This window comes from Bradyrhizobium sp. 138 (assembly GCF_023074075.1).
Classification (GTDB): domain Bacteria; phylum Pseudomonadota; class Alphaproteobacteria; order Rhizobiales; family Xanthobacteraceae; genus Bradyrhizobium.
In genome coordinates this window covers 491,129-514,974 of sequence record NZ_JADPKT010000007.1, presented here as the reverse complement: position 1 = coordinate 514,974, position 23,846 = coordinate 491,129, and the positions used below count along the sequence as shown (strand labels likewise).

At 64.1% G+C, this 23,846-nt stretch carries 24 protein-coding genes, 2 tRNA genes and 1 pseudogene; 19 read left to right on the top strand and 8 right to left on the bottom strand.

Features of this window, described 5'->3' with window-relative positions:
- Window positions 1-48: 48 nt before the first annotated feature.
- Complete coding sequence (locus tag IVA79_RS06990; RefSeq protein WP_247551249.1) at window positions 49-2,106, bottom strand: ATP-dependent helicase; 2,058 nt, start codon at window positions 2,104-2,106, stop codon at window positions 49-51.
- A gap of 127 nt (window positions 2,107-2,233) precedes the next feature.
- Here IVA79_RS06990 and IVA79_RS06985 point away from each other — a divergent pair, with 127 nt between their 5' ends.
- Window positions 2,234-2,824, top strand: coding sequence for a TMEM175 family protein (locus IVA79_RS06985; RefSeq protein ID WP_247551247.1), 591 nt, complete (start codon window positions 2,234-2,236; stop codon window positions 2,822-2,824).
- A 15-nt stretch (window positions 2,825-2,839) separates the two neighbouring features.
- Here IVA79_RS06985 and IVA79_RS06980 read toward each other — a convergent pair whose 3' ends face one another.
- Window positions 2,840-3,214: a YciI family protein gene (locus tag IVA79_RS06980; RefSeq protein WP_247551245.1), complete on the bottom strand. Its 375-nt coding sequence runs from the start codon at window positions 3,212-3,214 to the stop codon at window positions 2,840-2,842.
- 199 nt (window positions 3,215-3,413) lie between these two features.
- Between IVA79_RS06980 and IVA79_RS06975 the strand changes: the two genes are divergently transcribed.
- From IVA79_RS06975 to IVA79_RS06965, 3 genes are all read left to right on the top strand, one after another.
- Window positions 3,414-3,611, top strand: coding sequence for a hypothetical protein (locus tag IVA79_RS06975; RefSeq protein ID WP_247551242.1), 198 nt, complete (start codon window positions 3,414-3,416; stop codon window positions 3,609-3,611).
- Between the two features lie 56 nt (window positions 3,612-3,667).
- On the top strand, window positions 3,668-3,841 hold the full coding sequence (locus IVA79_RS06970) for a hypothetical protein (RefSeq protein WP_249815903.1): 174 nt from the start codon (window positions 3,668-3,670) through the stop codon (window positions 3,839-3,841).
- 346 nt (window positions 3,842-4,187) lie between these two features.
- Window positions 4,188-4,261 (top strand) — tRNA-Gly (locus IVA79_RS06965).
- Between the two features lie 348 nt (window positions 4,262-4,609).
- Here IVA79_RS06965 and IVA79_RS06960 read toward each other — a convergent pair.
- Window positions 4,610-5,104 (bottom strand): DUF892 family protein, encoded by a 495-nt coding sequence (locus tag IVA79_RS06960; RefSeq protein WP_247551238.1) that lies wholly within the window; start codon window positions 5,102-5,104, stop codon window positions 4,610-4,612.
- Window positions 5,105-5,310: 206 nt separating this feature from the next.
- On the opposite strand from IVA79_RS06960, the gene IVA79_RS06955 reads away from it, so the two are divergent.
- The 10 genes and pseudogenes from IVA79_RS06955 to IVA79_RS06910 all read left to right on the top strand — a co-directional run bounded on the left by IVA79_RS06955 (window position 5,311) and on the right by IVA79_RS06910 (window position 12,963).
- Window positions 5,311-5,823: an NADH-quinone oxidoreductase subunit B family protein gene (locus tag IVA79_RS06955; protein WP_346658151.1), complete on the top strand. Its 513-nt coding sequence runs from the start codon at window positions 5,311-5,313 to the stop codon at window positions 5,821-5,823.
- A gap of 109 nt (window positions 5,824-5,932) precedes the next feature.
- Window positions 5,933-6,217 (top strand): annotated as a pseudogene (locus tag IVA79_RS06950) (sorbosone dehydrogenase family protein); the annotation flags it as partial.
- A gap of 58 nt (window positions 6,218-6,275) precedes the next feature.
- The gene (locus tag IVA79_RS06945) at window positions 6,276-6,479 is read left to right on the top strand and encodes a hypothetical protein (RefSeq protein ID WP_247551233.1); all 204 of its coding nucleotides are present in this window, start codon (window positions 6,276-6,278) and stop codon (window positions 6,477-6,479) included.
- Between the two features lie 44 nt (window positions 6,480-6,523).
- A complete protein-coding gene (locus IVA79_RS06940) occupies window positions 6,524-6,694 on the top strand; it encodes a hypothetical protein (RefSeq protein WP_247551231.1) in 171 nt (56 codons plus the stop codon).
- A gap of 336 nt (window positions 6,695-7,030) precedes the next feature.
- Complete coding sequence (locus IVA79_RS06935) at window positions 7,031-8,428, top strand: MFS transporter (RefSeq protein WP_247551229.1); 1,398 nt, start codon at window positions 7,031-7,033, stop codon at window positions 8,426-8,428.
- Between the two features lie 113 nt (window positions 8,429-8,541).
- Entirely contained in the window at window positions 8,542-9,369 is an 828-nt protein-coding gene (locus IVA79_RS06930; protein ID WP_247551227.1) for a 3-keto-5-aminohexanoate cleavage protein, read from the top strand.
- 134 nt (window positions 9,370-9,503) lie between these two features.
- Window positions 9,504-10,706, top strand: coding sequence for an MFS transporter (locus IVA79_RS06925; RefSeq protein WP_247551225.1), 1,203 nt, complete (start codon window positions 9,504-9,506; stop codon window positions 10,704-10,706).
- Between the two features lie 179 nt (window positions 10,707-10,885).
- On the top strand, window positions 10,886-12,115 hold the full coding sequence (locus IVA79_RS06920; RefSeq protein ID WP_247551223.1) for a CaiB/BaiF CoA-transferase family protein: 1,230 nt from the start codon (window positions 10,886-10,888) through the stop codon (window positions 12,113-12,115).
- Between the two features lie 144 nt (window positions 12,116-12,259).
- Window positions 12,260-12,475, top strand: a complete 216-nt coding sequence (locus tag IVA79_RS06915; protein WP_212092247.1) for a hypothetical protein — start codon at window positions 12,260-12,262, stop codon at window positions 12,473-12,475.
- Window positions 12,476-12,570: 95 nt separating this feature from the next.
- A complete protein-coding gene (locus IVA79_RS06910) occupies window positions 12,571-12,963 on the top strand; it encodes a RidA family protein (protein WP_247551221.1) in 393 nt (130 codons plus the stop codon).
- 2 nt (window positions 12,964-12,965) lie between these two features.
- Here IVA79_RS06910 and IVA79_RS06905 read toward each other — a convergent pair whose 3' ends face one another.
- Entirely contained in the window at window positions 12,966-13,628 is a 663-nt protein-coding gene (locus IVA79_RS06905; RefSeq protein ID WP_247551219.1) for a TetR/AcrR family transcriptional regulator, read from the bottom strand.
- Between the two features lie 223 nt (window positions 13,629-13,851).
- Here IVA79_RS06905 and IVA79_RS06900 point away from each other — a divergent pair, with 223 nt between their 5' ends.
- Complete coding sequence (locus IVA79_RS06900) at window positions 13,852-15,087, top strand: acyl-CoA dehydrogenase family protein (RefSeq protein WP_247551217.1); 1,236 nt, start codon at window positions 13,852-13,854, stop codon at window positions 15,085-15,087.
- A 238-nt stretch (window positions 15,088-15,325) separates the two neighbouring features.
- Window positions 15,326-16,384, top strand: coding sequence for a phosphotransferase family protein (locus tag IVA79_RS06895; protein ID WP_247551215.1), 1,059 nt, complete (start codon window positions 15,326-15,328; stop codon window positions 16,382-16,384).
- Window positions 16,385-16,555: 171 nt separating this feature from the next.
- On the opposite strand, the gene argE is transcribed toward IVA79_RS06895, so the two are convergent.
- A complete protein-coding gene (gene argE / locus IVA79_RS06890; RefSeq protein ID WP_247551213.1) occupies window positions 16,556-17,728 on the bottom strand; it encodes an acetylornithine deacetylase in 1,173 nt (390 codons plus the stop codon).
- A 1,114-nt stretch (window positions 17,729-18,842) separates the two neighbouring features.
- Window positions 18,843-19,628 carry an SDR family oxidoreductase gene (locus IVA79_RS06885; protein WP_247551211.1) on the bottom strand — a complete coding sequence of 262 codons (786 nt, stop codon included), beginning with the start codon at window positions 19,626-19,628 and terminating at the stop codon, window positions 18,843-18,845.
- Window positions 19,629-19,760: 132 nt separating this feature from the next.
- On the opposite strand from IVA79_RS06885, the gene IVA79_RS06880 reads away from it, so the two are divergent.
- Window positions 19,761-20,459: a histidine phosphatase family protein gene (locus tag IVA79_RS06880; protein ID WP_247551209.1), complete on the top strand. Its 699-nt coding sequence runs from the start codon at window positions 19,761-19,763 to the stop codon at window positions 20,457-20,459.
- A 69-nt stretch (window positions 20,460-20,528) separates the two neighbouring features.
- On the top strand, window positions 20,529-21,296 hold the full coding sequence (locus tag IVA79_RS06875; protein ID WP_247551207.1) for an SDR family oxidoreductase: 768 nt from the start codon (window positions 20,529-20,531) through the stop codon (window positions 21,294-21,296).
- A gap of 206 nt (window positions 21,297-21,502) precedes the next feature.
- On the opposite strand, the gene IVA79_RS06870 is transcribed toward IVA79_RS06875, so the two are convergent.
- Window positions 21,503-22,738 (bottom strand): serine hydrolase domain-containing protein, encoded by a 1,236-nt coding sequence (locus tag IVA79_RS06870; protein WP_247551205.1) that lies wholly within the window; start codon window positions 22,736-22,738, stop codon window positions 21,503-21,505.
- Between the two features lie 150 nt (window positions 22,739-22,888).
- Here IVA79_RS06870 and IVA79_RS06865 point away from each other — a divergent pair.
- Window positions 22,889-22,964, top strand: a tRNA-Trp gene (locus IVA79_RS06865).
- A 115-nt stretch (window positions 22,965-23,079) separates the two neighbouring features.
- Here the strand turns inward: IVA79_RS06865 and IVA79_RS06860 are convergent.
- Entirely contained in the window at window positions 23,080-23,841 is a 762-nt protein-coding gene (locus tag IVA79_RS06860; RefSeq protein WP_247551203.1) for a glycosyltransferase family 2 protein, read from the bottom strand.
- Window positions 23,842-23,846: the final 5 nt, after the last annotated feature.

Sequence of the window (23,846 nt, the reverse complement as noted above, 5' to 3'; positions counted from 1 at the left end):
CTCTTTCGGAAAAACTGCTGCACACTTTTCCGGATCATGCTCTAGCCGCTACCGCCACATCCCGCGCATCCGCGCCCCGATGTCGATCTTCGGCCCTTGCGCCGCGGTGCGGGCCGCGCTTGCTGCGGCCTTCGGCCAGGCGGTGCGCTCGAACAGGTGGACCAATTGCTCCGGGATGAAGCGGGTGCGCGAGGCGTAGACGTGGCGGTCGCCCTTGGCGGCCTGGCCGTGGGTGAAGAAGCGCTGGGGCACGACGAGATGCAGATCGTCCTTGGCGCGTGTCATCGCGACATAGAGCAGGCGGCGCTCCTCCTCGAGCTCGGCGCTGGTGCCGGCGCCGAGATCGGACGGCATGCAGCCGTCGACGACGTTGAGCACGAACACCGACTTCCACTCCTGGCCCTTGGCCGAATGGATGGTCGAGAGGATCAGATAATCCTCGTCGCGCAAAGGCGGCCCGGATTTGTCGCTGGTCGCATCCGGCGGATCGAGCGTCAGCTCGGTCAGGAATTTCTCGCGCGAGGCATAACCGCTCGCGATCTGCTCGAGCTGCATCAGATCGGCGCGGCGGGTCTCGGAATCCTCGTGGATACGATCGAGATGCGGCTCGTACCAGAGCCGCACGCGCTCGAGATCGACAGGCCATTCCGAATAGCGCAGGTTCTGGGTGGTGCGAACGAAGGCGGTCCAGTCGTCACCGGTGCGCGCCGGCACCGGCAGCTGACCGAGCGCGGCGAGCGGATCGGTGCTTTCCGCCATCTGGTCGAGCACGCGCTGCGCGGTCGCAGGGCCGATCCCCGGCAACAGATGCAGGATGCGGAAACCGGCGACGCGGTCGCGCGGATTCTCGGCAAAGCGCAGCAGCGCCAGCACGTCCTTGACGTGCGCGGCGTCGAGGAATTTCAAGCCGCCGAACTTCACGAACGGGATGTTGCGGCGGGTCAGCTCGATTTCCAGCGGGCCGGAATGCGAGGACGTGCGGAACAGCACGGCCTGGTGCTTGAGCAGCGCGCCTTGCTCGCGGTTGGCCAGCACCTCTTCGACGATGTAGCGGGCCTGGTCGGCCTCGTCGTGCACTGTGACGAGCTGCGGCTTGTGCGAGGCGGTGCGATCGGTCCACAGGTTCTTGGTGAAGCGCTCGCGGGCGAGGCCGATGACGCCGTTGGCTGCGGCCAGCACGGTCTGCGTCGAGCGGTAATTGCGGTCGAGCGTGATCATCTCGGCGCGCGGCGAGAAGCTTTGCGGGAAGTCCAGGATGTTGCGCACGGTGGCGGCGCGGAACGAATAGATCGACTGGGCGTCGTCGCCGACCACGGTGAGCCCGCGGCCGTCGGGCTTCAGCGCCAGCAGGATCGAGGATTGCAGGCGGTTGGTGTCCTGATATTCATCGACCAGCACGTGGTCGAAGCGGCCGCCGATCTCGTCCGCGATCAGCGCATCGCTCATCATCTGCGACCAGTAGAGCAGCAGGTCGTCGTAGTCGAGAACATGCTGGGCCTGCTTGGCCTCGACATAAGCCGCGAACAGTCCCTTCAGCTCGGCAGCCCATCCCGCGCACCAGGGATAGTGCAACCCTAACACCTTCTCGATCTCCATCTCGGCGTTGACGCAGCGCGAGTAGATCGACAGGCAGGTGCCCTTGGCCGGAAAGCGGCTTTCGGTCTTCGACAGGCCGCGCTCGTGCCGGACCAGGTTCATCAGGTCAGCGGAATCCTCGCGGTCGTGGATGGTGAAGGCGGGATCGATGCCGATGCGTTCGGCATATTCACGCAGGAGACGCGCGCCGATGCCGTGGAAGGTGCCAGCCCAGGTCAGGGCATCGCGCATGATCGCGGCATTGTTCTCGCCCAGCACCTTGCGGGCGATGCGCTCGACCCGGCCGGCCATCTCCGCCGCGGCGCGGCGGGAGAATGTCATCAGCAGGATGCGGCGCGGATCGGCGCCGGCGACGATCAGGTGCGCGACGCGGTGGGCCAGCGTATTAGTCTTGCCCGAGCCCGCGCCGGCAATGACGAGCAGGGGAGCGCCCACGGTCGCGCCTTCGGCCACGCCATGCTCGACGGCGCGGCGCTGCTCCGCATTGAGCGTGTCCAGATATGTTGCCACGAATCGCCCCGGTGAAAGGGCGAGAGTCGGCGATCCCGCCGCGAATCGCAATGCGGCTGGACGAGACCGGCTTTAGGATTTAGGGGAAAGACGACCCAAGGTTCCAGTTTCGAAAAGCCCACCCGGCATGACCGAGCTCAAGCCCGACCAGTTCGAGATGCGGCGGCTGGAATCGCTCAGCAACACCATTTTCGGTGTTGCCATGACGCTGCTGGCCTACGACCTGCCCAAGGCCGCGGTGTTCACCAGCGCGCCCGGCTGGAGCGACCTCGCCCATGTCTATTCCGGCAAGCTCGCCGGCTTCGCGCTCAGCTTCATCATCGCCGGCGTGTTCTGGATCAGCCATCACCGGCGGCTGGCGCGCCAGCCTGTCGGCAGCCGCGGCGCGGTGATCCTCAATCTGTTCTTCCTGCTCTCGATCGTGCTGCTGCCGGTGACCAACGGCCTCTACACCAATTACGGCATGAGCAGCGCCGTCGCGGTGCTCTACGGCCTGCACCTGACCGCGATCGCCGGTCTCAATGCCTGGCTATGGTGGACCATCCTGGGCGGCTGGCGCCAGGAGATATTGGCCTCGCTGTTTCCCCTGCTGGTGTTCATTCCGGGCACAATCGTAGCGGCGTTTGCGCCGCGCGTCGCGCCCTTCGTGTGGTTCATCGCCTTTGGCGGGCTCGTGATCCAGCGCTTCACCATCGCGCAGACCGAGCCGGACGCGTAAGGCGCCAGCTCACCCTTATGTCGCGCCGAACCCGTCGGCCGGCACGTAAAGCTTGACCGGGCGGATTTCGTAGACCGCAGTCGGATTGACCGCACGCAGCTTCCGCGCCGCCGCGATCGCCTCCTCCTCGGTGGCGCATTCGATCAGGTGGAAGCCCAGAAGCTGCTCCTTGGTCTCGGCAAACGGGCCATCCAGCACCATGCCGGCGCCGGGGCCGCGCAAGGTGCGGGCCTTTCGGGTCTCATCCAGGCGGGCGGCCGGCCCAAACTGCCCGCTTGCCCGCAACGGCGCCTGAACCTCGATGACTTTGGCCACCACCGCGGCGTCCTGCTCCGGCGTCCAGGACATGACCTCGTCTTCCACGTGATAGGCCAGGATGGCGTAAAGCATCGTCACCTCGTTGTTTTTCTGCGCAGATCCCAAGGACGCAGCACCGCAGGCGGTGCCGACAATCCCGAAGCAAAATATTGCGTGGCCCGCAAGCGGCGAAACCGTCCTGAAACCCGATTGCGGCCTTGCCATGTGAACGCCGCCGGAACTGGTCGCGACTGATGGACCATAAACAACAAGCTTTTTGCTGGAGGCGGCAATGTCGGGTCACACCATCAAGACGAGTTGCAAGATCATCTGCGATGCGCGGCGGGCGGGTCAGTCGGCGGCGGCCGATCTGCACGACCAGGCCGGCCATCACCGCTATTACGGCAGCTCGGCCGAGAACGGTGGTGAGCGGATCGTGGAGAGCCGGCGCGGCAAACGTCCGCGCGCGCCGAACGTCTGCGGCTTCTGAAGCCGTCGACGCGGCGCTGGTCCAACGTGGACGTCCTGCAAATATCGATCGCGGCGATGCCATTCCTGCTCTCGCTGGCAAGCCGGACCGCCAAGGTGATCGCACCGTGCCTGCTCGCGAGCATCGTCACCGTGTCCTTCAGCGACGAGCCGCACCGGGCCGTCATGGCCTGGTGCGTCGGCATCCTGATCGCCGCCGTCGCCCTGCGCGAGCGGCTTCGCACGCTCTGAGCCGATCGCTCCGAAGGGCAAATCCCAAAAGAAAAAGGCGCGGCGGGGAAGCCCCGTCGCGCCCGATTTCTTGCTCGCTGGTCCAGGGCTGAGAGCGCCCCGATGCCAAGCCCTTTATCGAGAGCTCAGCGGGCGATCCCAGCGAGGTGACAGCGCTTGGTAAAAGACACTGGATCACCTCCTTTCTTTGTTTCGGGAGATTTCAATATAGTCGGCGATGCTGCCGCTGTTAAGGGGCGGCAAGGTCCGGACGGAGCCAGCGCGGTTCGCAAGGCGGGAAAGACGCCGCAAAGCTGCCTTCTGGGCAGTTGAGACCGCAGCCCGGCCGTGTTAGGGAGCCCGTCACGCGGGTGTAGCTCAATGGTAGAGCAGCAGCCTTCCAAGCTGAATACGAGGGTTCGATTCCCTTCACCCGCTCCAAATGGACGTGCCCGGTCAAAGGGGTAAGCGCAGGTCCTGTTCCAACCTTTTGAAGATCCGGCCTCCGCTCGACGTCTTGTGCGCCTGCGCCGGCACGTGATCAGAAACATTAAAAATGGCCGTCGTCCGGAACGTCCATGGAGGTCATCGGTTGGTGATTCAGTGGGCGATCGATGAAATGGCGAAGCCAGAGCGAAAGCTGCGGATAAACCAAATCAAAGATTGGTCCACAAGCCCCGCCAGGTTGCCTCGGTAACCGGCGGGGTCCTTGTTTTGAAGACGGCCCCGGCGATTGCGCATGCGGCTTGGCCGCGACCAGCCGGTGGCGCGCGGCGCTCAGCAGCGCAGTCAGGCTGCAAGAGCGTCGAGATTGACTTCGCCCTTCGCGAGCGTGGTCAGCATGGCGTCGGTCGCCTTCTCCTCTTCCAGGCTCTCATGCAGGATGTTCTGGTCCTCCCTGAACTCGAGCTGCCCGGCAAGAGCTGCTGCGCTGCCATAAGCGGCAATCTCGTAATGTTCCAGCTTCTGGGCCGAGGCGATCATCGCGGCGTCGCGCAAGTCATCCTGCGTCACCATCTTCATCATCTTCGCAGTCTCTTCGATCAACGATTCGACGGCCTGATCGATGTGCACCCGCGCATCTGCGCCGTGCCTCTGCAGGATTGTCTGAAGCCGCTCGCCTTGTTGCACCGTCTCTTGCTGATGCTCGGCCAGGGCAAGTTTCAAGGAGGGATGCACCGCCGTCTCGGCCATTCGTTTGAGTGCGTCACTCAGCTGATCCTCCATGCTGACGAGTTCCTGCAGCTCGGCGACGTAAAGGTCTTTGAAGTTTTCGATCTTCATGATGTCCGTCCATATCTTGGGTTTGGGAGTCTTGGGTTTGGGACGATCGGGGTTCCGGATTTGGCGGTCAACCGCTGATCCGCGAGACTGTTCCTTGCCAATCGGGCGCAAACGACATTTGAGATCGAGGCGGAGAAACACAGAAGAAATTAGGAACAGCGAGACGGAGCCGTGCTTGCAGCATCAGGCAGGGCTTGCGAGGCGATATCGCCATGAACCATCTCGAAAACGCTCCCTTCGACAACGTCCAGGACCATCTCGGTGACCGTGGCTATTTCGTAGCCGCGCTCGACGACCTCATCACATGGGCGCGATCTGGTTCTCTGATGTGGATGACGTTCGGCCTTGCGTGCTGTGCAATCGAGCAGATGCAGGTATCGATGCCACGATACGACATCGAGCGGTTTGGCGCGGCTCCTCGCGCATCGCCAAGACAGTCCGACGTCATGATCGTTTCGGGTACGCTCTGCAACAAGATGGCACCAGCCTTGCGCAAGGTCTATGACCAGATGCCGGAGCCGCGCTACGTCATCTCGATGGGATCGTGCGCAAACGGGGGCGGCTACTATCACTACTCGTACTCGGTCGTGCGCGGCTGTGATCGCATCGTGCCCGTCGACATCTATGTGCCCGGCTGTCCTCCGACGGCTGAAGCCCTGCTTTACGGACTCGTGCTCCTTCAGAAGAAGATTCGGCGAACCGGAACGATCGAACGGTGACCCGATGAGGTGTGAAGTCGGGGTGGTTCACCGGGATCGGACCGCCCTGGAATGAGGCGAAGGCGCTGCAGCAGCCGTTACCGGATCGAGGCTCCAAGAAGCGTGGCGCAGCCTGCCGGCCGCTTATCGCGGCGGCGCCTTCGTCGGTGAGCATGGCAGCTGGAACAGGCAGGTGCTCAACGGCTACAAGGTGGTGTTCGTGCCGTTCACCGACGGCAAGGCGAGCGGACCGGCGCAGGACGTCGTGACCGGCTTCCTGAACGGCGACAACCAGGCGCGCGGACGCCCGGTCGGCGTCGCCATCGACAAATCAGGCGCGTTGCTGGTCGCGGACGACAGCGGCAACACGGTGTGGCGCGTGACCGCCGCGCATCCGCAGCTGACGCAACGTTAAGCCCGCCGGCGCGTTATCGGACAGACGTTCCTTTGAAAGCCAAGCCAGGAGTTGGACAATGGGCCTTGCTCAATATGCCATCGTGCCGGTGCAGGAGGAATGGGGCGTGCTGCACGACGGCGACGTCAAAAGCAGATACGCCACCAAGGAAGCCGCATTCGAATCGGCGGTCGCCGCAGCATCCCTCGCGCTGCGCGAGGGGCATGAAGTCCATGTCAGCGTGCCCGGCCGCGAAGCCGGCGAAAACGCGCTGGGTGTGTAGAGGCCGCTGGCCGCGGAACGGCATGCGAGCAATAGGAGGCCGCGATGACCAAGCCCCGTGAGCCGAACGGCGTCGAGCCATCCCGCTCCGAGGACGACATCCAGCGCGACCAGCTGGGTCCGCGCGGGGTCCCCGGTGCGCCGGATCCTGCCAAGATGACGCCGCAACGCGAGAAGAAGACGCCGAAGCATATTGATCCCGGCCATACGGCTTGAGCCGGCTCGGCGGCTCATATGATCAGACGATCAACCGCCCGCACCGCTCTGCAATTCTGAACGTGACCTCGGCACCGAGGTCGCGCTGTGCCTGCTGCGGGTTTGCGGGGATGGTCGCCGCACGATCCGAGCCCTCCATAACATCATGTTAGGTTTATCGCATAACTGGGTAATTGTGTTAGCCCGGCGAAAGCCTATTGTCGTCCTCACTCAAGACACCGACCGGCAATGCCAAGCGCTCGCGGAGCTCCGCGAGAGCGCCCGGGAAGTGCTGTCCAATTGTCCAGCGAAGCCCGCCAACGGGACGTCAACAAACAGATCGGGAGGAATTTTCTGATGGCTACGACGCGCGCGATCCATGGCATGAGCCAGTCCAGGAAGGCTGCCGCAAGCGGCTGGATCGGGTCGGCTCTCGAATATTATGACTTCTTCATCTACGCGACCGCGGCGTCGCTGATCTTCCCGCAAATCTTCTTCCCCTCGGACAATCCGACGGTCGCCATCGTCGCCTCATTGGCAACCTATGGCGTCGGCTATGTGGCTCGCCCGATCGGCGCCTTCGTGCTCGGACATTGGGGCGACACCCACGGCCGCAAGACCGTGCTCATCGTCTGCATGTTCTTGATGGGCGTCTCCACGATGGCCGTGGGCTTCCTGCCGACCTATCAGCAGGTCGGCATTTTGGCGCCGATCCTGCTCGTCATCCTGCGCCTGGTGCAGGGCTTTGCCGTTGCCGGTGAAATCTCCGGCGCGAGCTCGATGATCCTGGAGCACGCGCCGTTCGGCCGGCGCGGCTTCTATGCAAGTTTTGCGCTCCAGGGCGTGCAGGCCGGGCAGATTCTGGCAGCAGCCGTCTTCCTGCCGCTGGCGGCCTATATGCCGGCCGAGGCCTTCAACAGCTGGGGCTGGCGGATTCCCTTCCTGCTGAGCTTCTTTGTGATCGTCGCGGGCTATATCATTCGTCGCGAGGTCGACGAGACACCTGCGTTTGCCCGGGAGGACGAGCGGGGAGAAACGCCGCGGGCACCCATCATTCAGGCGATCAAGCTGAGCTGGCCCGACATGCTCAGGGTCATCTGCATGGCGCTGATGAACGTCATCCCTGTCGTTGCGACCATCTTCGGTGCGGCCTACGCGGTGCAGCCGGCCTATGGCATCGGCTTTGCCAAGGACGTCTATCTCTGGATACCGGTCCTCGGAAACATGCTGGCCGTGTTCGTCATTCCCTTCGTCGGCCATCTCTCCGACAAGGTCGGCCGCAAGCCGCCGATCATCGTCGGCGCGCTGCTCTCCGGCTTGCTCGCCTTCGGCTATCTCTACGCGATCAGCATCAGGAATGTGCCGCTGGCGATCCTGCTGTCGCTGTTGATGTGGGGCGTCGTCTATCAGGGCTACAACGCGATCTTCCCGAGCTTCTATCCGGAGCTGTTCCCGACGCGCACCCGCGTGTCGGCGATGGCGATCTCGCAGAACATCGGGACGACGATCACTGCGTTGCTGCCCGCGCTGTTTGCGACCGTGGCGCCGCCCGGCTCGGCCAGCATTCCCCTGACGGTCGGCGCGATCGCCTTCGGCATCACGATCATCGCCGCGCTGGCGGCCGTCTCGGCGCGGGAGACCTATCGGATCAGCATCGACGATCTCGGCAACCCCAAGGCCGTCCCGATGCCGCGGGCCGATTACGAGCGACAGCGTGCGGAGGCGGCGCGCGGTGCGGCCGCAATTCCGACCTGAACGTGACCGGACATGCCGCTGCGATCGATGAGATTTGCAGCGGCAGGCCTCCAGGCGCTATGTGTGTCTATTCGACTTTGTGCGCGCGAGCGCAATCATCATGAGGTCCAGGGATGAACCCCGTCGTCGTTGCCGTCGCCATCACCGGCTCCGTTCCGCGCAAGAAGGACAATCCGGCGGTGCCGATCTTGCCGGCGGAGCAAATCGAGTCGACGCACCAGGCCTTCGAGGCCGGCGCCACCCTTGCGCATATCCATGTCCGCAACGATGACGAGACACCGTCCTCCGACCCCGAGCGCTTCGCGTTGGTGCAGGAGGGGATCAAGAAGCTTTGCCCCGGCATGATCGTGCAGTTCTCGACGGGGGGACGTGGCCGCGATCCCTCGGCGCGCGGATCGTCGCTCTATCTGAAGCCGGACATGGCATCACTCTCCACGGGCTCGGTGAACTTTCCGACCATCGTCTACGAGAACAGCGCCGTTCTGGTCGAGACGCTCGCCACCGGCATGAAGGCAAATGGCATCCGTCCTGAGATCGAGATCTTCGATCTGTCACATTTGCATGGTGCTCGCCGCCTGATCGAGGCGGGGCTGATCGACGCCCGTCCGCACGTGCAGTTCGTCATGGGCGTCAAGAACGCGATGCCCGCCGACGAACACGTGCTCGACATCCTGTTGGCAGAGCTGAGGCGGCTGATCCCGAACGCGACGTGGACCGCGGCCGGGATCGGACGTCATCAGGCCGAGGTCATGGGCTGGGCGCTGGCGCGGGGCGCCGATGCGGTTCGCACCGGGCTGGAGGACAATATCAGGGTCGACAAGACGCGCCTCGCCGCCAGCAATGCGGAGCTCGTGAGCATCGCCTGCGAGGCTGTCGCGCGCCACGGCCGGCGCGTGGCAACTGCGGCCGAAGCGCGATCCTTGCTTGGGATCGCGCGTTAGGGCTATTGCCTCCTGCTGACATGCTTCCGGCTGCCTGCTGCCATTCGGCGGCCGGCGTTCCCGCGGGCTGAGTCCCCGGCTAAGAAAGGACTCACAGGCGCCATCTGCGCCAGCCCGGGCAGGCGACGATTGGAATGCGCTTCTTGACATCTGACAGCAGGCTGATGGGCGTCCTGCTGGTGCTCGCGATCACGCAGCTGGTTGGATGGGGCACGATCGGGCTTCCTGCCATCGTCGGGCGCGATCTCGCCGCCGATCTCGGCATGAGCCTGCCGGCGGTATTTGCCGGGACATCCGTTCTCTACATCTCGATGGGGCTGTGCGCCCCGTGGCTCGCCAAATCATTTGCACTTCATGGCGCGCGCAAGGTGATGATGGTCGGCACGGTCGTCACCGCGCCGGGCTTCGTGCTGCTGTCCCTCGCGCGCGAGCCGATGCTGTATTTCGCAGCCTGGATCGTGCTCGGCATCGCCGGCAGCGCCACGCTGTCGACCGGCGCCTATATCATGCTGAACGAGATTGCCGGGCGGCAGGCCAAGAACGCGATCGGGGCCTTGATGCTGGTGACGGGCCTGTCCAACAGCATTTTCTGGCCGACCACCTCGTTCCTCAGCTCTCACCTCGGCTGGCGGGGGACGTGCCTCGTCTATGCCGCGATGATGCTCGTCGTCGGCCTTCCGCTCTATGCGCTCGCGCCGCGCCGGAAAATCGCCGGGGATGATGGCGGCGCGCCGGCCAAGGCGGCACCGCCGCCCGCGATCCCACGGAGCACCTTCGGCCTCGTCGTCGCGGCGATCACACTGAACGCCTTCGTCAATTTCGGCATCAGCGCGATTCTGATTGAGCTGTTGCGGGCGGAGGGGCTGCCGCCGGCGCAGGCGCTCCTCTTCGGCTCGATGCTGGGCGTGATCCAGGTCAGCGCGCGCGGGCTGGATCTGCTCGGTGGCGGGCGGTGGGACGGGATCACGACGGGGCTCGTTGCGGGCACGGCGCTGCCATTGGCCATGCTGCTACTGATGCTGAGCGAGGGCGCGACCTGGGCCGTCGCGGCCTTCATCCTGCTCTATGGCGCCGGCAGCGGCGCGATGGCGGTGGCGCGGGCCACCATTCCGCTGGTGTTCTACGATCAGGCTGAATTCGCCAAGGCGATGTCGATGATCGCGCTGCCGCTCAATCTGGCCTCCGCGATCTCGCCGCCGCTCCTTGTCGGCTTGCTCACCGAATTCGGCAGCCGCGGTGCGCTCGGTCTCACGCTGGTGTTCTCCTGCGCGACGGTGCTGATCCTGGTCCTGCTCGGACGGCGGCGGCCGCAGGTGGCCGCGGCGGCCGTGACCTGAGCCGAGCAGGCTATATTCGCGGTGCGGAAAGTTGCGGACGGCCGTTGCCTTCGGTCCCCGGCAGGAGATGGCCGTATGCCGTTAGTGCAGGGCTCAGGGCGCGAAAATAGTGTATCCGCAGGGAGCGCGGGCTGCGATCTCGCCGCCGCGCCAAGATCCAGTTCCCGGAGGAAGCTTACATGTCGGCCCTGCCGCTCTCAGGCATCAAGATCCTTGACCTCACGCGCGTCCTCGCCGGGCCGTTGTCGGCCCAGATGCTGGGCGATCTCGGCGCGGAGGTGATCAAGATCGAGCGGCCGGGCACCGGCGACGACGCGCGCGCGTTCGGGCCGCCTTACCTGACCGATCCGGAAGGCAAGGCCAACAACAACAATTCCTTCTACCTCTGCGCCAACCGCAACAAGAAGTCGGTCACGGTCAACATCGCCAAGCCCGAAGGGCAGGCGATCATTCGCGAGCTCGCCAGGGACGTCGACGTCTTCATGGAGAACTACAAGGTCGGCGATCTCAAGCGCTACGGCCTCGACTACGAGACGATCAAGGCGATCAACCCCGGCATCATCTATTGCTCGGTGACCGGCTTCGGCCAGACCGGACCCTATGCGCCGCGCGCCGGCTATGACGCCATCCTGCAGGCGATGGGCGGCCTGATGAGCGTCACCGGGCATATGGACGGCGAGCCGGGCGAGGGCCCGATGAAGGTCGGACCTTCCATTGTCGACTACATGACCGGCATGAACACCTCGATCGGGATTCTCTCGGCGCTCTACCATCGCGATGCCAATGACGGGCAGGGGCAGCACATCGACGTCTGCCTGTTCGACACCGTCATCGCGTCGCTGTCGCACTGGCTGCAGATCTACCTCGTCAACGGCAAGACCCCGCCGCGCCGCGGCACCTGGGGCAATGGCGGCATGCCGGCCGGCGTGTTCCGCTGCACCGATGGCGAATTGATGCTGGTGGTCGGCAATGACGGCCAGTTCCAGCGCACCTGCGCCGTGCTCGGCGAGCCGGAGCTCGCGAACGATCCGCGCTTCCTCAGGAATAACGACCGCGTCGTGCACGGCAAGGAGATCATGGCGATCTTCGCCGGCCTGTTCCTGAAGCAGCCGGTGGCCTATTGGCTGGAGAAGCTGGAAGAGGCCGGCGTGCCCTCGGGCCCGATCAACAATTTCGAGCAAGTGTTTTCCGATCCGCATGTCCAGTCGCGCGGCATGCGGGTGAAGACGCAGCACAAGTTCGAGCCCGAGCTCTCGCTGATCCGCAACGCGCTGACGCTTTCGGGCACTCCGATCACCCAATACCGCGCGCCGCCGCTGCTCGGCGAGCACACCAAGGAAGTGCTCGGCGGCAAGCTCGGCTATGACGCGGAGAAGATCGAGACGCTGAAGCAGCAGGGGATCATTTAGCTTTGACGAAGCCGCGCGCGATCCTCCGGCTTGCCCGGGGCTTGCGGGCCATCCCCAGATAATCCCGGTCCGTAGTCTCACAGGCTTCCGTTCCGCGCGAGACTCTGATTCGATCCCTCCAGTCGAGTCCGGGGAGGGAAGTGAATGTCCTACACGATCGGGTTCCAGGCGAAGAACCAGAAGGCAATTCTGGCGACCGAGGCGGCCACCGCCAATCAGGCCGTCGCCATCGTTGCCGCACTGCGGCAGAGTGCCGACGAGATCAAGTTCATCCGCTCGCCGCAGGAAGGCGAGATGGGCATCGAGATGCTGCTGCTGCTCGCCAAGGAAGAGGCCGAGGAGATGCCGCAGCGGGCGTAATCACCCCCGCCACAGTTCGATCAGAAGCGAAACATGCCGGCTGCAATGATGATGTAGCACGGCGTCAGTCTCGCTCGAACCGAAGGTGGCTGACCATGAAACGCGAAGCGCTCCGCGTCGAACCGATCTCGACCTTTCTCACCCGTCGCAACGCACCGGTCTCGCCGGTGACGCGCGCCGGCCACATGATCTTCGTCTCGGGCCTGCCGCCGTTCGACCCCGAGACCGGCGAGATCGCGGAAGTGCCGATCGAGCGGCAGAGCGAGCTCGTGATGGAGCAGATGAAGCTCTGCCTCCAGGCGGCCGGCGCTTCGCTCGACAACGTCATGAAGTGCAACGTCTACTGCACCTCGACCAAACACTTCGCCGTCTTCAACGCCGTCTATGCGCGCTACTTCCCGAACGATCCGCCGGCGCGGATCTTCGTCTGCACGCCGGAATGGTTCGGCCCCTTCGACGTCGAGATCGACTGCATCGCCATGATGTGAGGTCAGCGCGCCGCCACCCGTGGTGCCGCCTTCGTCTCCGCCTTTCCCGCCGTCAGCGCCATCGTCGCCACGCTGACCACGCGCGCGACGACGTCCTCGACGTCGTCGAGATCGCATTTGCCTTCCGACAGCTTGGTCAGCCGCTCGCTCTCGCGGATGGTGTGGTGCGCCATCGCCAGCGCGAAGTTCAGACCCCAATAGATGTCGACGTCGCTGCGCTCGGGCAGGGCGCGCCGCATCGCGCCGGCGAATTTCCTGAGATGGTCGATCTCGCGGTTCTTGATGCGGCGGATCGGCGGCACGGATTCGATCGAGGCGCGGATCATGAAGCGCGCCGCGGTCGAGCGCTGGTTCTCGGGGCCGAGGCAGCCGCGCAGCGTCGGCCCGACCAGCGCGCGCAGGATCACCTCGATCGGCGCGCGGCCGCCGCCTTGTTCTTCCGCCGCCTTCAATTCGCGCAGGCGCTCGCGGTTGGTCTGAACCGAGCGGGTGACGAATAATTCCGCGATCAGCTCGTCCTTCGAGCCGAAATGATAGTTCACCGCCGCCAAATTGACGCCGGCCTCCGCGACGATGTCGCGCAGCGTCACGTCGCTAAAGCCGCGATCGGCGTAGAGCCGTTCTGCGGCGGTAAGAATGGCAGATCTCGTATGATCGCTGGCCATGACTGTCCCTGAGGGGAGGGAGTTGCAATTCAAACAGTTGTATGAAACTATCGTTTGAAGGTCGGAGATGTCAATCCGCAATCGGGACCCGTTCGCAACGCGAAAGGTTGGTTCCGAAGCGTCCGCAAGCCTGCGCTTGCGGGCTGCGCGCAAGGGGAGGACAGTCCGGCGCAAAACAGCCCGCGAAGCAAGCAAGCTCGCAACGAGAGACGAGGAGCGTCCCATGGATTTCGATCTGTCCCCCAAGCAGAAGGAATGGCTCGACCGCGTGCGGTCCTTCATGGCCAAGCACGTGCGCCCGGCGGTGCCGATCTACGATCAGCAGGATCACAGCGGCGAGCGCTGGAAAGTGATTCCGATCCTCGAAGACCTCAAGAAAAAGGCGAAGGCCGAGGGCCTCTGGAACATGTTCATGCCGCCGAGCGAGCATGAGGACGACGAATTCCGCGGCGCGGGATTGACCAATATCGAATACGCGCTGCTGTCGGAAGAGATGGGCCGCATCAGCTGGGCCTCGGAAGTATTCAACTGTTCCGCGCCCGACACCGGCAACATGGAAGTGTTCATCCGCTACGGCTCCAAGGAGCAGAAGCGCAAATGGCTGCGCCCGCTGATGGACGGCGAGATCCGCTCCGCCTTCCTGATGACGGAACCGGCGGTGGCCTCGTCGGATGCCACCAACATCGAGACGCGGATCGAGAAGGATGGCGATCATTACGTCATCAACGGCCGCAAATGGTGGTCGTCCGGCGTCGGCGATCCCCGCTGCAAGATCGCGATCCTGATGGGCAAGACCGATTTCAAGGCGGCCAAGCACCAGCAGCAGTCGCAGATCCTGGTTCCGCTCGACACCCCCGGTATCAAGGTCGAGAAGATGCTGCCCGTGTTCGGCTTCGACGACGCGCCGCACGGCCACGCCCAGGTGCTGCTTGAGAACGTCCGCGTGCCCAAGGAGAACATCCTGCTGGGCGAAGGCCGCGGCTTCGAGATCGCGCAGGGACGCCTCGGCCCCGGCCGCATCCATCACTGCATGCGTACCATCGGCAAGGCCGAGGAGGCGCTGGAGAAGATGGTGAAGCGTCTGTCCTCGCGCACCGCCTTTGGCAAGAAGATCGTCGAGCACTCCGTGTGGGAGCAGCGCATCGGCGAAGCCCGCACCAACATCGAGATGACGCGGCTGCTGTGCCTCAAGGCTGCCGACATGATGGACAAGGTCGGCAACAAGACCGCGCAGGCCGAGATCGCCATGATCAAGGTCGCCGCGCCCAACATGGCGCTGAAGATCATCGACGAGGCGATCCAGGCTTTTGGCGGCGCCGGTGTCTCGGATGAGGCGGGCCTCGCCAAGGACTACGCCCACATCCGCACGCTCCGTCTCGCCGACGGTCCGGACGAGGTGCACAATCGCGCCATTGCCAGACTTGAGGTTCGGAAGTATGCAAATTCTCCCAATCATTAGCGCGTTTTCAAGCGAAGTGGTTGCCGGTTCGCGCTAAGAAAACGCGTTAAACTACGAATCTGGAGATTCCGTTCCGACTTGTCGGAACGGAATCTCTGGGAGGGAGAGCCGGGAGGCGCTCCCGATCTGAAGAAACGACAGGCATGATGCGGTGACCGCTTGACGCAAGTGCGTCAGCGGTTACCGATTAGGATCATGCTCGACCTGAAAAGGTCAGGACTGAAAAGGGAGCGTCATCGTGGCCGACGGCGTCAGGAAAGACGAAGAGTTTTCGGGCACCAAGCCCGTCGAGGAGCGGCATCGTTTCGACGAGCTGCGCCTGGAAGCCTGGATGCGGGACAACGTCGAAGGCTTCGAGGGCCCGCTGGTCGTGCTCCAGTTTAGGGGCGGCCAGTCCAATCCGACCTATCGCCTGAACACGCCGAACCGTTCCTACGTGATGCGCCGCAAGCCGTTCGGCAAATTGCTGCCATCGGCGCATGCGGTCGACCGCGAATACCGTGTCATCGCGGCCCTTGGAAAGCAGGGTTTTCCGGTCGCGCGTGCCTATGCGCTGTGCCAGGACGACGGCGTCATCGGTGCCGCCTTCTACATTATGTCGATGGAGGAAGGGCGCGTGTTCTGGGATCCGACGCTGCCGAGCCAGGATGGCGATGCGCGGCGAAAGATCTTCACCAGCAAGATCGAGACGCTGGCCAAGCTCCACATGTACGATCCCACGGCGATCGGCCTCGGCGATTTCGGCAAGCCCGGCAACTACTTTGCGCGCCAGATCGACCGCTGGACCAAGCAATACCGCGCGTCGGAAACGCAGCACATTCCCGAGTTCGAGAAAGTCGCCGAATGGCTGCCCAGGACCGTGCCGGAGCAGGCGCGCGTCTCGATCGTCCATGGCGACTATCGCCTCGACAATATGATTTTCCACGCGACGGAACCGCGCGTGCAGGCGGTGCTGGACTGGGAGCTGTCGACGCTCGGCGATCCCATGGCCGACTTCACTTATCTCTTGATGCAGTGGATCATGCCGGGGCTCGACGGCGCCGACCTCAAGGCGCTCAACATCCCGAGCGTGGAGGAGGCCGCGCAGATCTATTGCAACGTCACCAAGATGACGGTGCCCGACCTCAACTGGTACTTCGCCTACAATCTGTTTCGCCTCGCCGGCATCACGCAAGGCATTGCCGGCCGCGTCCGCGACGGCACCGCCGCCAACGCCAAGGCCCTGGAGTCCGCCAAGCGCACCGTGCCGCTGTCAAAGGCATCCTGGGAATACGCGCAGAAGGCGGGCGCGGTGTAGGAATGACGAAGGCGCGGCTAGGATGGCCGCGCCTTTGGTTTGGGGCGAGGAGGCAGGATACGAGACCCCAATTCGCGTCCATACCGTAGGGCGGATTAGCGGAGCGTAATCCGCCGTTCATACGACGAGAGGGCGATGGCGGATTACGCTGCGCTAATCCGCCCTACACTTTCAACCCTTCGCGCAATGCGCGATCAGCCTCTCCACGAAGCCCGCGCATTTCTCCAACTCCGCCATCTCCACGAACTCATCCGGCGTGTGCGCCTGCGCGATCGATCCCGGCCCGATCACCACCGAGGGGATGCCGGCGATGTCAGCGAACAGGCTGGCTTCGGTGCCGAAGGCGACCTTGGCGTGGTCGTTGCGTCCCGCAAGGCTCTTGGCCAGCGTGACGATGGCGGCGTCGGCCGCGGTGTCGAGCGCGGGATAGTCGAGGATCTCCTCGAAATCGATGCCGCAATCCGCATGCCGCGCTTTCATCGCCGGCTCGAGCTCGGCCTTGGCCCAGGCGACGATCGCATCCGTGACTTCGCGCGACTCGGTGATGCCGATGCCGCGGCATTCGAAATCCACCGTGCAAGTGTCAGGCACGATGTTCAGCGCGGCGCCGCCATGCACGATGCTGGTGAGCAGCGTCGAGTGCGGAACGTCGTAGAGGCTGTCGTTTGACCGCGCGGCCGCGAGCGCAACGGCCCGGCGGCGGATCTCGACGATCAGCTCGGCGGCATATTCGATCGCGTTGACGCCGTCGGGCGCGATCGAGGAATGGCGAGCGAGTCCATGAAACGTCGCGCGCACCCCGTGCTTGCCCTTGTGGCCGATGATCACCTTCATCTCGGTCGGCTCGCCGATGAAGGCACCGAGCGGTTTGACCCGTTTCTTTGCGACCTCGCCGAGCATCGGCCGCACGCCGACGCAGCCGATCTCCTCGTCATAGGAGATCGCGAGGTGAATCGGCGTCTTCAGCTTGGCCTCCACCATCTCCGGCACCATGGCAAGGCACACCGCCACAAACCCTTTCATGTCGGTGGTGCCGCGCCCAAAGAGCTTGCCGTCGCGCTCGATCAGCTTGAACGGATCGTGGTTCCAGTCCTGGCCCACGATCGGCACGACGTCGGTATGGCCCGACAGCACCAAGCCTGGTCGATCCTCCGGTCCGATCGTGACCCACAGCGAAGCCTTTTGCCCGGTCGCATCGACGATGCGCTCGCCCTTGATGCCGAACGCGGCGAGATAGCTTTCGATATGGGCGATCAGGGGCAGGTTGCTGCGGTCGCTGACGGTGTCGAAGCCGACGAGGTCGGCGAGGAGTTTTCGAATACGTTCGGGTCTTGAGCTCTGCATTGTCTCGTTCTGTCAGGGAGTATGGAGGCTGAAGTGCTTGCAGGAACCATACCAATGTGAGGCGGGGTGGGGCAAATCAACGCGGTCCCGTAGAGGTTCGTAGGGTGGGTTAGCGCAGCGTAACCCACCATTTCGGTTTCCGCTGGCGCATAAGAGGTGGGTTACGCTCCGCTAACCCACCCTACGAGACTGCAGGCCACAACACCTTGCGTTGCCCGACGGGCAAAACCCGCCATGGGTCGGTCAATCCGCGCCGCCAAAAATATTCCACTTTACCGAAATTCGGAAAGGGCGTATGTGTCGCGGCAACCCGGCCCAAGGAAGAGGGGCGTATCGCGACCGTCACGAACGCGGGCCGGGCGGCGGTGGACGCAGGTCACATCGGCGCGAAGAGCTTCGCAGGGCGGGTAACCGTGAGCGAGAGCGTCGCGCACACGACCGGTGTGATCAGCGTACGGCAAAATCGTGTGGTCCTGACGCCCGGGATCTGTGCGTCAAGGCTTGCGGCGATGAGTGTGGCTCAACCGGGCCCACGCATCATTCATCTGCAAGGCGACGGGGGCAATAGTGCAACGCTCCCCGGGGAGAGCACGACATAAGCCGTAAAACCATTGCGCAGGGAAGGCCGGTTGTTGGGCTTCACCTGTATGCCGCTGTGCAGCTTTTTTTAAGCACACGCTTCGCACAGTGGACCGCGGGTGCCAGGTCAGCACCCGGTCTTCCCTGCGCCCTCTTTCAATCGAGGGTGAAGAGATGAAGCAAAGCTCGGGCGAAATGCGCCGCGAGAATGCGAAAGTGTGTCTGAAATTGAAATGCAGATTGAAAGAGCGACGCATTCGCCACACACTCCGTCATTGCGAGGAGCCCTTGCGACGAAGCAATCCAGAGTCTTTCCGCAGCGGCAGTCTGGATTGCTTCGCTGCGCTCGCAGTGACGGTGTTGATGCAGTACGCGCCCGAGCGATGAGGTCGTGCCCCGGACGCAGCGCAGCGTCTCTTCGACGGTGCGCTGCAGAGCCGGGGCCTATGTGCAATGGAACGAACAACCTGCTGGATCCGGCTCTGCGCAGCAGCGTAGGAACGCTGCGGCGCGTCCGGGACACGAGCGGAGTTCGTTACACCGGTTTCCCCGTATACGGCATCGAGGCCGTGAGGCCGCCATCCACCGGGAATGCCTGGCCGTTGACATACGAGGCCTCGTCGCTGGCCAGAAACAGGCCCATCGCCGCGAGCTCGTGCGGTTGGCCGGGGCGCTTGAGCGGGTTGAGCTGGCCGATCTTGTCCTGGGTGCCGCGCTCCTTGGCGCGGTCGAAGATCGGCTTGGTCATGCCTGTTTCGATCAAGCCGGGGCACACTGCGTTGATGCGCACGCCGGTGCCGGTGAGCGAATAGGCGGTGGTCTGCACCAGACTGATCACGCCGGCCTTGCTCGCGGCATAGGGATGTCCGCTGGCGCCGGCCTTGAGGCCCGCGACGGACGCGGTCAGCACGATCGCACCGGACTGCTGCTTCACCATGTGCGGCATCGCATGCTTCACCGCCAGGAACGGCCCGATCAGATTGACACGCAACACCTCCTGCCAATGCTCCACCGTCTGTTCTCCGAGCGGCACGAGTCCACCGGAGACGCCCGCGTTGGCCCAGATCACGTCGAGCCGGCCGTGGGTCTTCACCGCCTTGTCGATCACGGCAATGACGTCAGCCTCGGAGCCCGCATCCGCCATAATGGCCTCCGCGACACCGCCGGCTTTCTTGATCTCGTCGACGGTCTCCTTCACCGCCTCGGTACGATCGACCGCAACGAGCTTTGCGCCTTCGCGGGTGAACAGCAGCGCGGCGGCGCGACCGATGCCGCTGCCGGCGCCGGTGATGATGACGGATTTGCCTTGCAGGCGGCCCATGCGTTTCTCCCTTGTGCCTCGCGCGGCCCTTGCCGCGCGACGGAATTTCAAACAAGATTTCAAACGGTAAAGTGTCTTGAGACACGTTCGCTACTGACGTACAGCGACATCAAACGGGATGGAAGGGTTTCGATGACAGCCGAAGACAAGCCGAAGGTGGTCACGACACGGTGGTGGTGGGTCCGTCACGCGCCGGTGCGCAATGACGGCGGTAACATCTACGGCCAGTCCGACATCGCCTGTGATACCAGCGATACCTATGTATTCAATGCTGTCGCCAAGGTGCTGCCACGCACTGCGGTGTGGTATTCGAGCAATCTGAAGCGCACGCACCAAACGGCCGAAGCGATCTGGGCGGCCGGCTTCCCCAGGCCTGCGTTGATGAAACGGGAAGCGGACCTCGCCGAGCAAAATCTCGGCCGCTGGCAGGGCATGAACCGTGCGGAGTTCATCGCCAGCCGCCCGGTCGGCACGAGCTGGTTCGCCGACATCAACGAGCCCGCTCCCGGCGGCGAAAGCTTCGTGGACCTCTACAACCGCACGCGCCGCACCATCGAGCGGATCAACAACGAGGCGTCCGGGCAGGACATCATCGCGGTCGCGCATGGCGGCACCATCAAGGCGGCCGTCGGCCTCGCGCTCGGGGGCCTGCCGGAGCAGGGGCTGGCGTTCGATATCGACAATGTCTCGGTGACCCGGCTCGATCATTTCGCAAGTCCCGAGCGCACGGTCTGGCGGCTGCCGATGGTGAACCAGCAACCGTGGATCGCCGACGCTGCGCACGCGGCGATGCATCAGCCGGCGGGACCGGAAGTCAAGAAGCTGGCCTGAGAAATTGCGCGCTCGCACCGACGCGACGTAAGCTCGGGGCCAAATCAAATCGTACTCTGGGAGAGACACATGACCTTGTTCGACATGAAGGGGAAAGTCGCCGTCATCACGGGATCGACGCGCGGCATCGGGCTTGCGATTGCCGAGCGCATGGCCGAGCACGGCGCCAAGGTGGTGATCTCCTCGCGCAAGGCCGACGTTTGCGAAGAGGTGGCGAAGGGCATCAACGGCAAGTACGGCAAGGGCACCGCGGTCGCGATCGCCGCCAACATCTCGTCGAAGGAGAATCTGCAAAACCTCGTCGACGAGAGCAACCGTGCCTTCGGCAAGATCGACGTGCTGGTCTGCAACGCCGCCTCGAACCCGTATTACGGCCCGCTCGCCGGCATCTCCGACGATCAGTTCAGGAAGATCCTGGACAACAACATCGTCGCCAACAACTGGCTGATCTCGATGGTGGTGCCGCAGATGATCGAGCGCAAGGACGGCTCGGTCATCATCGTCTCCTCGATCGGCGGTTTGAAAGGCTCGACCATCCTCGGCGCCTACGCGATCTCCAAGGCCGCCGACATGCAGCTCGCGCGCAATCTCGCTTGCGAATACGGCAAGCACAATATCCGCGTGAACTGCATCGCACCTGGCCTGATCAAGACCGACTTTGCCAAGGCGCTGTGGGACAATCCGGAGAATTTGAAAGCCTCGACCTCGCGCTCGCCACTCTTGCGCATCGGCATCCCCGACGAGATCGCGGGTGCGGCGGTGTTCCTGGGATCTGCGGCCGGCGACTTCATGACCGGCCAGACCATGGTGATCGACGGCGGCGCGACGATCAGTTGAGGTTAGGCCGAGGTGCGGCCGTGATGGACGGTGCGCTCCCTCTCCCGCTTGCGGGAGAGGGCTGGGGAGAGGGTTGTCTCCGCAGTGAGATTCCCGATGAGGGGAAAGCCCTCACCCGGCGCTACGCGCCGACCTCTCCCGCAAGCGGGAGAGGTTGCACCGAGTTCGCCGCTCGATCGTTCGTTCAAGTCAGCCGAATCCTCTCCTCACTCCACCGCGCCGTAGACCAGATCCCGCACCAAGGTCCGCGTGTAGTCGCGCTGGCCGGGGCCCTGGCTCATGAACACCGCGAACAAATCTTCCTTCGGATCGATCCAGAAGAACGTGCCGGCAATGCCGCTCCAGAAATACTGGCCGACGCTACCGGGGAAGGGCGCGATGCCGGCCTCGCGGCGCACCGCGAAGCCGAGACCGAAGCCGTGGCCGGGCGAGAGCAGCGTGCCGTTGGTCTGAACGTGCGGACCGAGATGATCCGACGCCATCAGCTCCAGCGTCTTGCGGCCGATGATCCTGTTGCCGTCGAGCGTGCCGCCATTGCGTAGCATCAGGCAGAAGCGGGCATAGTCCATCGTGGTCGAGACCAGCCCGCCGCCGCCGGACTCCATCACCGGCTGTTCGAGCATGTTGAAGAGCGCGACCTTGTCGCCGGTCCAGGGATCGGCCGCGAACGGCTCGGCAAGCCTGCCAGCATTGGCCTCGCTGGTTGAGAAGCCGGTCTCGGCCATCTGCAGCGGCGCGAGCACGCGCTCAGTGAGGAACGCGCCGAGCGACTTGCCGCTGACGATTTCGATGATGCGGCCGAGGATGTCGGTGGAGCGGCTGTAGTTGAATTCCGCGCCAGGCTGGCAGACCAGCGGGAAACTCGCCACCAATGCGGCATGCTCGGCGTTGGTGATCTTGCGGCTGCGGACGCGGGACTCCTGGTAGAGCTTGTGCACGGGGCCGTCGCCCTGGTGCTCGTAAGTGAGACCCGAGGTGTGGCGGAGCAGGTCCTGCACGGTCATCGGCCGCGCCGGCGGCACCAACTCGAGCTTGCTGTCCTTGACGATGCCGACCTGTTGGCTGGCAAATTCCGGGATGAACTTTGCGACGGCGTCGCTGAGCAGGAGGTGGCCGTCCTCGACCAGCGCCATGACGGCGACCGAGACGATCGGCTTGGTCATCGAGAAGATCCGGAAGATCGAATCCCGCGCCATCGGCGCAGGCCCCGCCGGACTCTGCTTGCCGAGCGCCTCGAACCAGCCGACCTGGCCGCCCCTCGCCACGAGCACGGTGACGCCGGGAACCGTTCCCTTGTCGATCTCGCGCTTGAAGGCGTCCGACATGGCCTGCAGGCGAGGCCGCGACAGCCCAAGCGTCTCCGGGCGCGCCTCCGGCAAGGGCGGGGTCTGCGGGGTGATCGTGGCCTGCGGGGCGGCGGTCGCGGTCGCTGTAGCGGTCATGGGCGCTCCCAATTGTTCTTCATTGTCGGAAGCGGACTGTGGCCCAGAAACCCCGGTACAAACAAGCGAAGCCGGCGCGGTTCACCCTTGCAAACCGGCCGCTCTCTGTGCTTGAAAGCGCCCCTGATCCTAAGGCGACGCAGGGTCTGTAGGAGTGTAGCTCAATTGGTAGAGCACCGGTCTCCAAAACCGGGGGTCGCAGGTTCGAGCCCTGCCACTCCTGCCAGTCAAATCAATCACTTAAGTTGGATGCTGGCGGGATAGGGACGCGGACGTCCCTGGTGCGAATCGCCACGAGCCACCGCGCACGCTTGACTCGGCGCCAAGCCCGGCGGGGTCGCCTAGCGCGCCGGGGCCCGTTCCGCGTCGGTGGGAACCTGGCTGCGATCGACGTCCCGGATGGGAACGCGGCGCAGCAGCGAGACGATGGTGCCGCCGAGCTCGAAATAGGTGCGCAGCCGCAGCGCACGGGACGAGCCCTTCAGCTCCGCGTTCAGGCTCACCGGCACCTGCACGTAGGTGAGGCCGAGCTGCAGCAGCGAGATCAACGCGCAGATCTGATAGCCGTAGCCGTCGGCCTTGACCGCGATCTGGCGCAGCCATTTCACGGGGTAGACGATCATGCTGTGATAGTCGGACAGCCAGAAGCCGAACAGGCAGTTCAGGATGAACCGCAGCGAATGCGACTGCAGCGAGCGGTTGACGGAGCGGTCCGACTGGTTGTCGCGATAGGTGATGACGAGGTCCGCGGCGCCGGCCGCCTTGAACATCCGGGCAATACCCTCGTTCTGAAAGGCGTGATCGCCGGGAATGAGCGTGATCGCATCGAATTTCGCGCGCGACAGGGCGAATTCGAAGCCGGCACCGACACCACGCCGTACGGCGTTATGTTGCACGGTGATGCGGGGCTCGCTGGCCGCAAACTCGTCCATGATCGCGCCGGTGGCGTCGGTGCTGCCGTCGTCGATCAGGAAAATCTCGAAATCGTCAAGCAGCTCGCGGGCGAGCGGCAACACGCCGTCGATGGTGTCGGCGATCTTGTCCTGCTCGTTCAGCGCAGGAATGACGATCGTAAGCCTTTTTGCCGCCCTGGAAGGTGTCATCTTAT

Excerpts from the sequence above, each read along its gene's own strand:
- IVA79_RS06985 (WP_247551247.1), top strand. The coding sequence starts at position 2,234 with ATGACCGAGCTCAAGCCCGACCAGTTCGAGATGCGGCGGCTGGAATCG.
- IVA79_RS06980 (WP_247551245.1), bottom strand. The coding sequence starts at position 3,214 with ATGCTTTACGCCATCCTGGCCTATCACGTGGAAGACGAGGTCATGTCC.
- IVA79_RS06975 (WP_247551242.1), top strand. The coding sequence starts at position 3,414 with ATGTCGGGTCACACCATCAAGACGAGTTGCAAGATCATCTGCGATGCG.
- IVA79_RS06970 (WP_249815903.1), top strand. The coding sequence starts at position 3,668 with ATGCCATTCCTGCTCTCGCTGGCAAGCCGGACCGCCAAGGTGATCGCA.
- IVA79_RS06960 (WP_247551238.1), bottom strand. The coding sequence starts at position 5,104 with ATGAAGATCGAAAACTTCAAAGACCTTTACGTCGCCGAGCTGCAGGAA.
- IVA79_RS06945 (WP_247551233.1), top strand. The coding sequence starts at position 6,276 with ATGGGCCTTGCTCAATATGCCATCGTGCCGGTGCAGGAGGAATGGGGC.
- IVA79_RS06940 (WP_247551231.1), top strand. The coding sequence starts at position 6,524 with ATGACCAAGCCCCGTGAGCCGAACGGCGTCGAGCCATCCCGCTCCGAG.
- IVA79_RS06935 (WP_247551229.1), top strand. The coding sequence starts at position 7,031 with ATGGCTACGACGCGCGCGATCCATGGCATGAGCCAGTCCAGGAAGGCT.
- IVA79_RS06930 (WP_247551227.1), top strand. The coding sequence starts at position 8,542 with ATGAACCCCGTCGTCGTTGCCGTCGCCATCACCGGCTCCGTTCCGCGC.
- IVA79_RS06925 (WP_247551225.1), top strand. The coding sequence starts at position 9,504 with ATGCGCTTCTTGACATCTGACAGCAGGCTGATGGGCGTCCTGCTGGTG.
- IVA79_RS06920 (WP_247551223.1), top strand. The coding sequence starts at position 10,886 with ATGTCGGCCCTGCCGCTCTCAGGCATCAAGATCCTTGACCTCACGCGC.
- IVA79_RS06915 (WP_212092247.1), top strand. The coding sequence starts at position 12,260 with ATGTCCTACACGATCGGGTTCCAGGCGAAGAACCAGAAGGCAATTCTG.
- IVA79_RS06910 (WP_247551221.1), top strand. The coding sequence starts at position 12,571 with ATGAAACGCGAAGCGCTCCGCGTCGAACCGATCTCGACCTTTCTCACC.
- IVA79_RS06905 (WP_247551219.1), bottom strand. The coding sequence starts at position 13,628 with ATGGCCAGCGATCATACGAGATCTGCCATTCTTACCGCCGCAGAACGG.
- IVA79_RS06900 (WP_247551217.1), top strand. The coding sequence starts at position 13,852 with ATGGATTTCGATCTGTCCCCCAAGCAGAAGGAATGGCTCGACCGCGTG.
- argE (WP_247551213.1), bottom strand. The coding sequence starts at position 17,728 with ATGCAGAGCTCAAGACCCGAACGTATTCGAAAACTCCTCGCCGACCTC.
- IVA79_RS06885 (WP_247551211.1), bottom strand. The coding sequence starts at position 19,628 with ATGGGCCGCCTGCAAGGCAAATCCGTCATCATCACCGGCGCCGGCAGC.
- IVA79_RS06880 (WP_247551209.1), top strand. The coding sequence starts at position 19,761 with ATGACAGCCGAAGACAAGCCGAAGGTGGTCACGACACGGTGGTGGTGG.
- IVA79_RS06875 (WP_247551207.1), top strand. The coding sequence starts at position 20,529 with ATGACCTTGTTCGACATGAAGGGGAAAGTCGCCGTCATCACGGGATCG.
- IVA79_RS06870 (WP_247551205.1), bottom strand. The coding sequence starts at position 22,738 with ATGACCGCTACAGCGACCGCGACCGCCGCCCCGCAGGCCACGATCACC.
- IVA79_RS06860 (WP_247551203.1), bottom strand. The coding sequence starts at position 23,841 with ATGACACCTTCCAGGGCGGCAAAAAGGCTTACGATCGTCATTCCTGCG.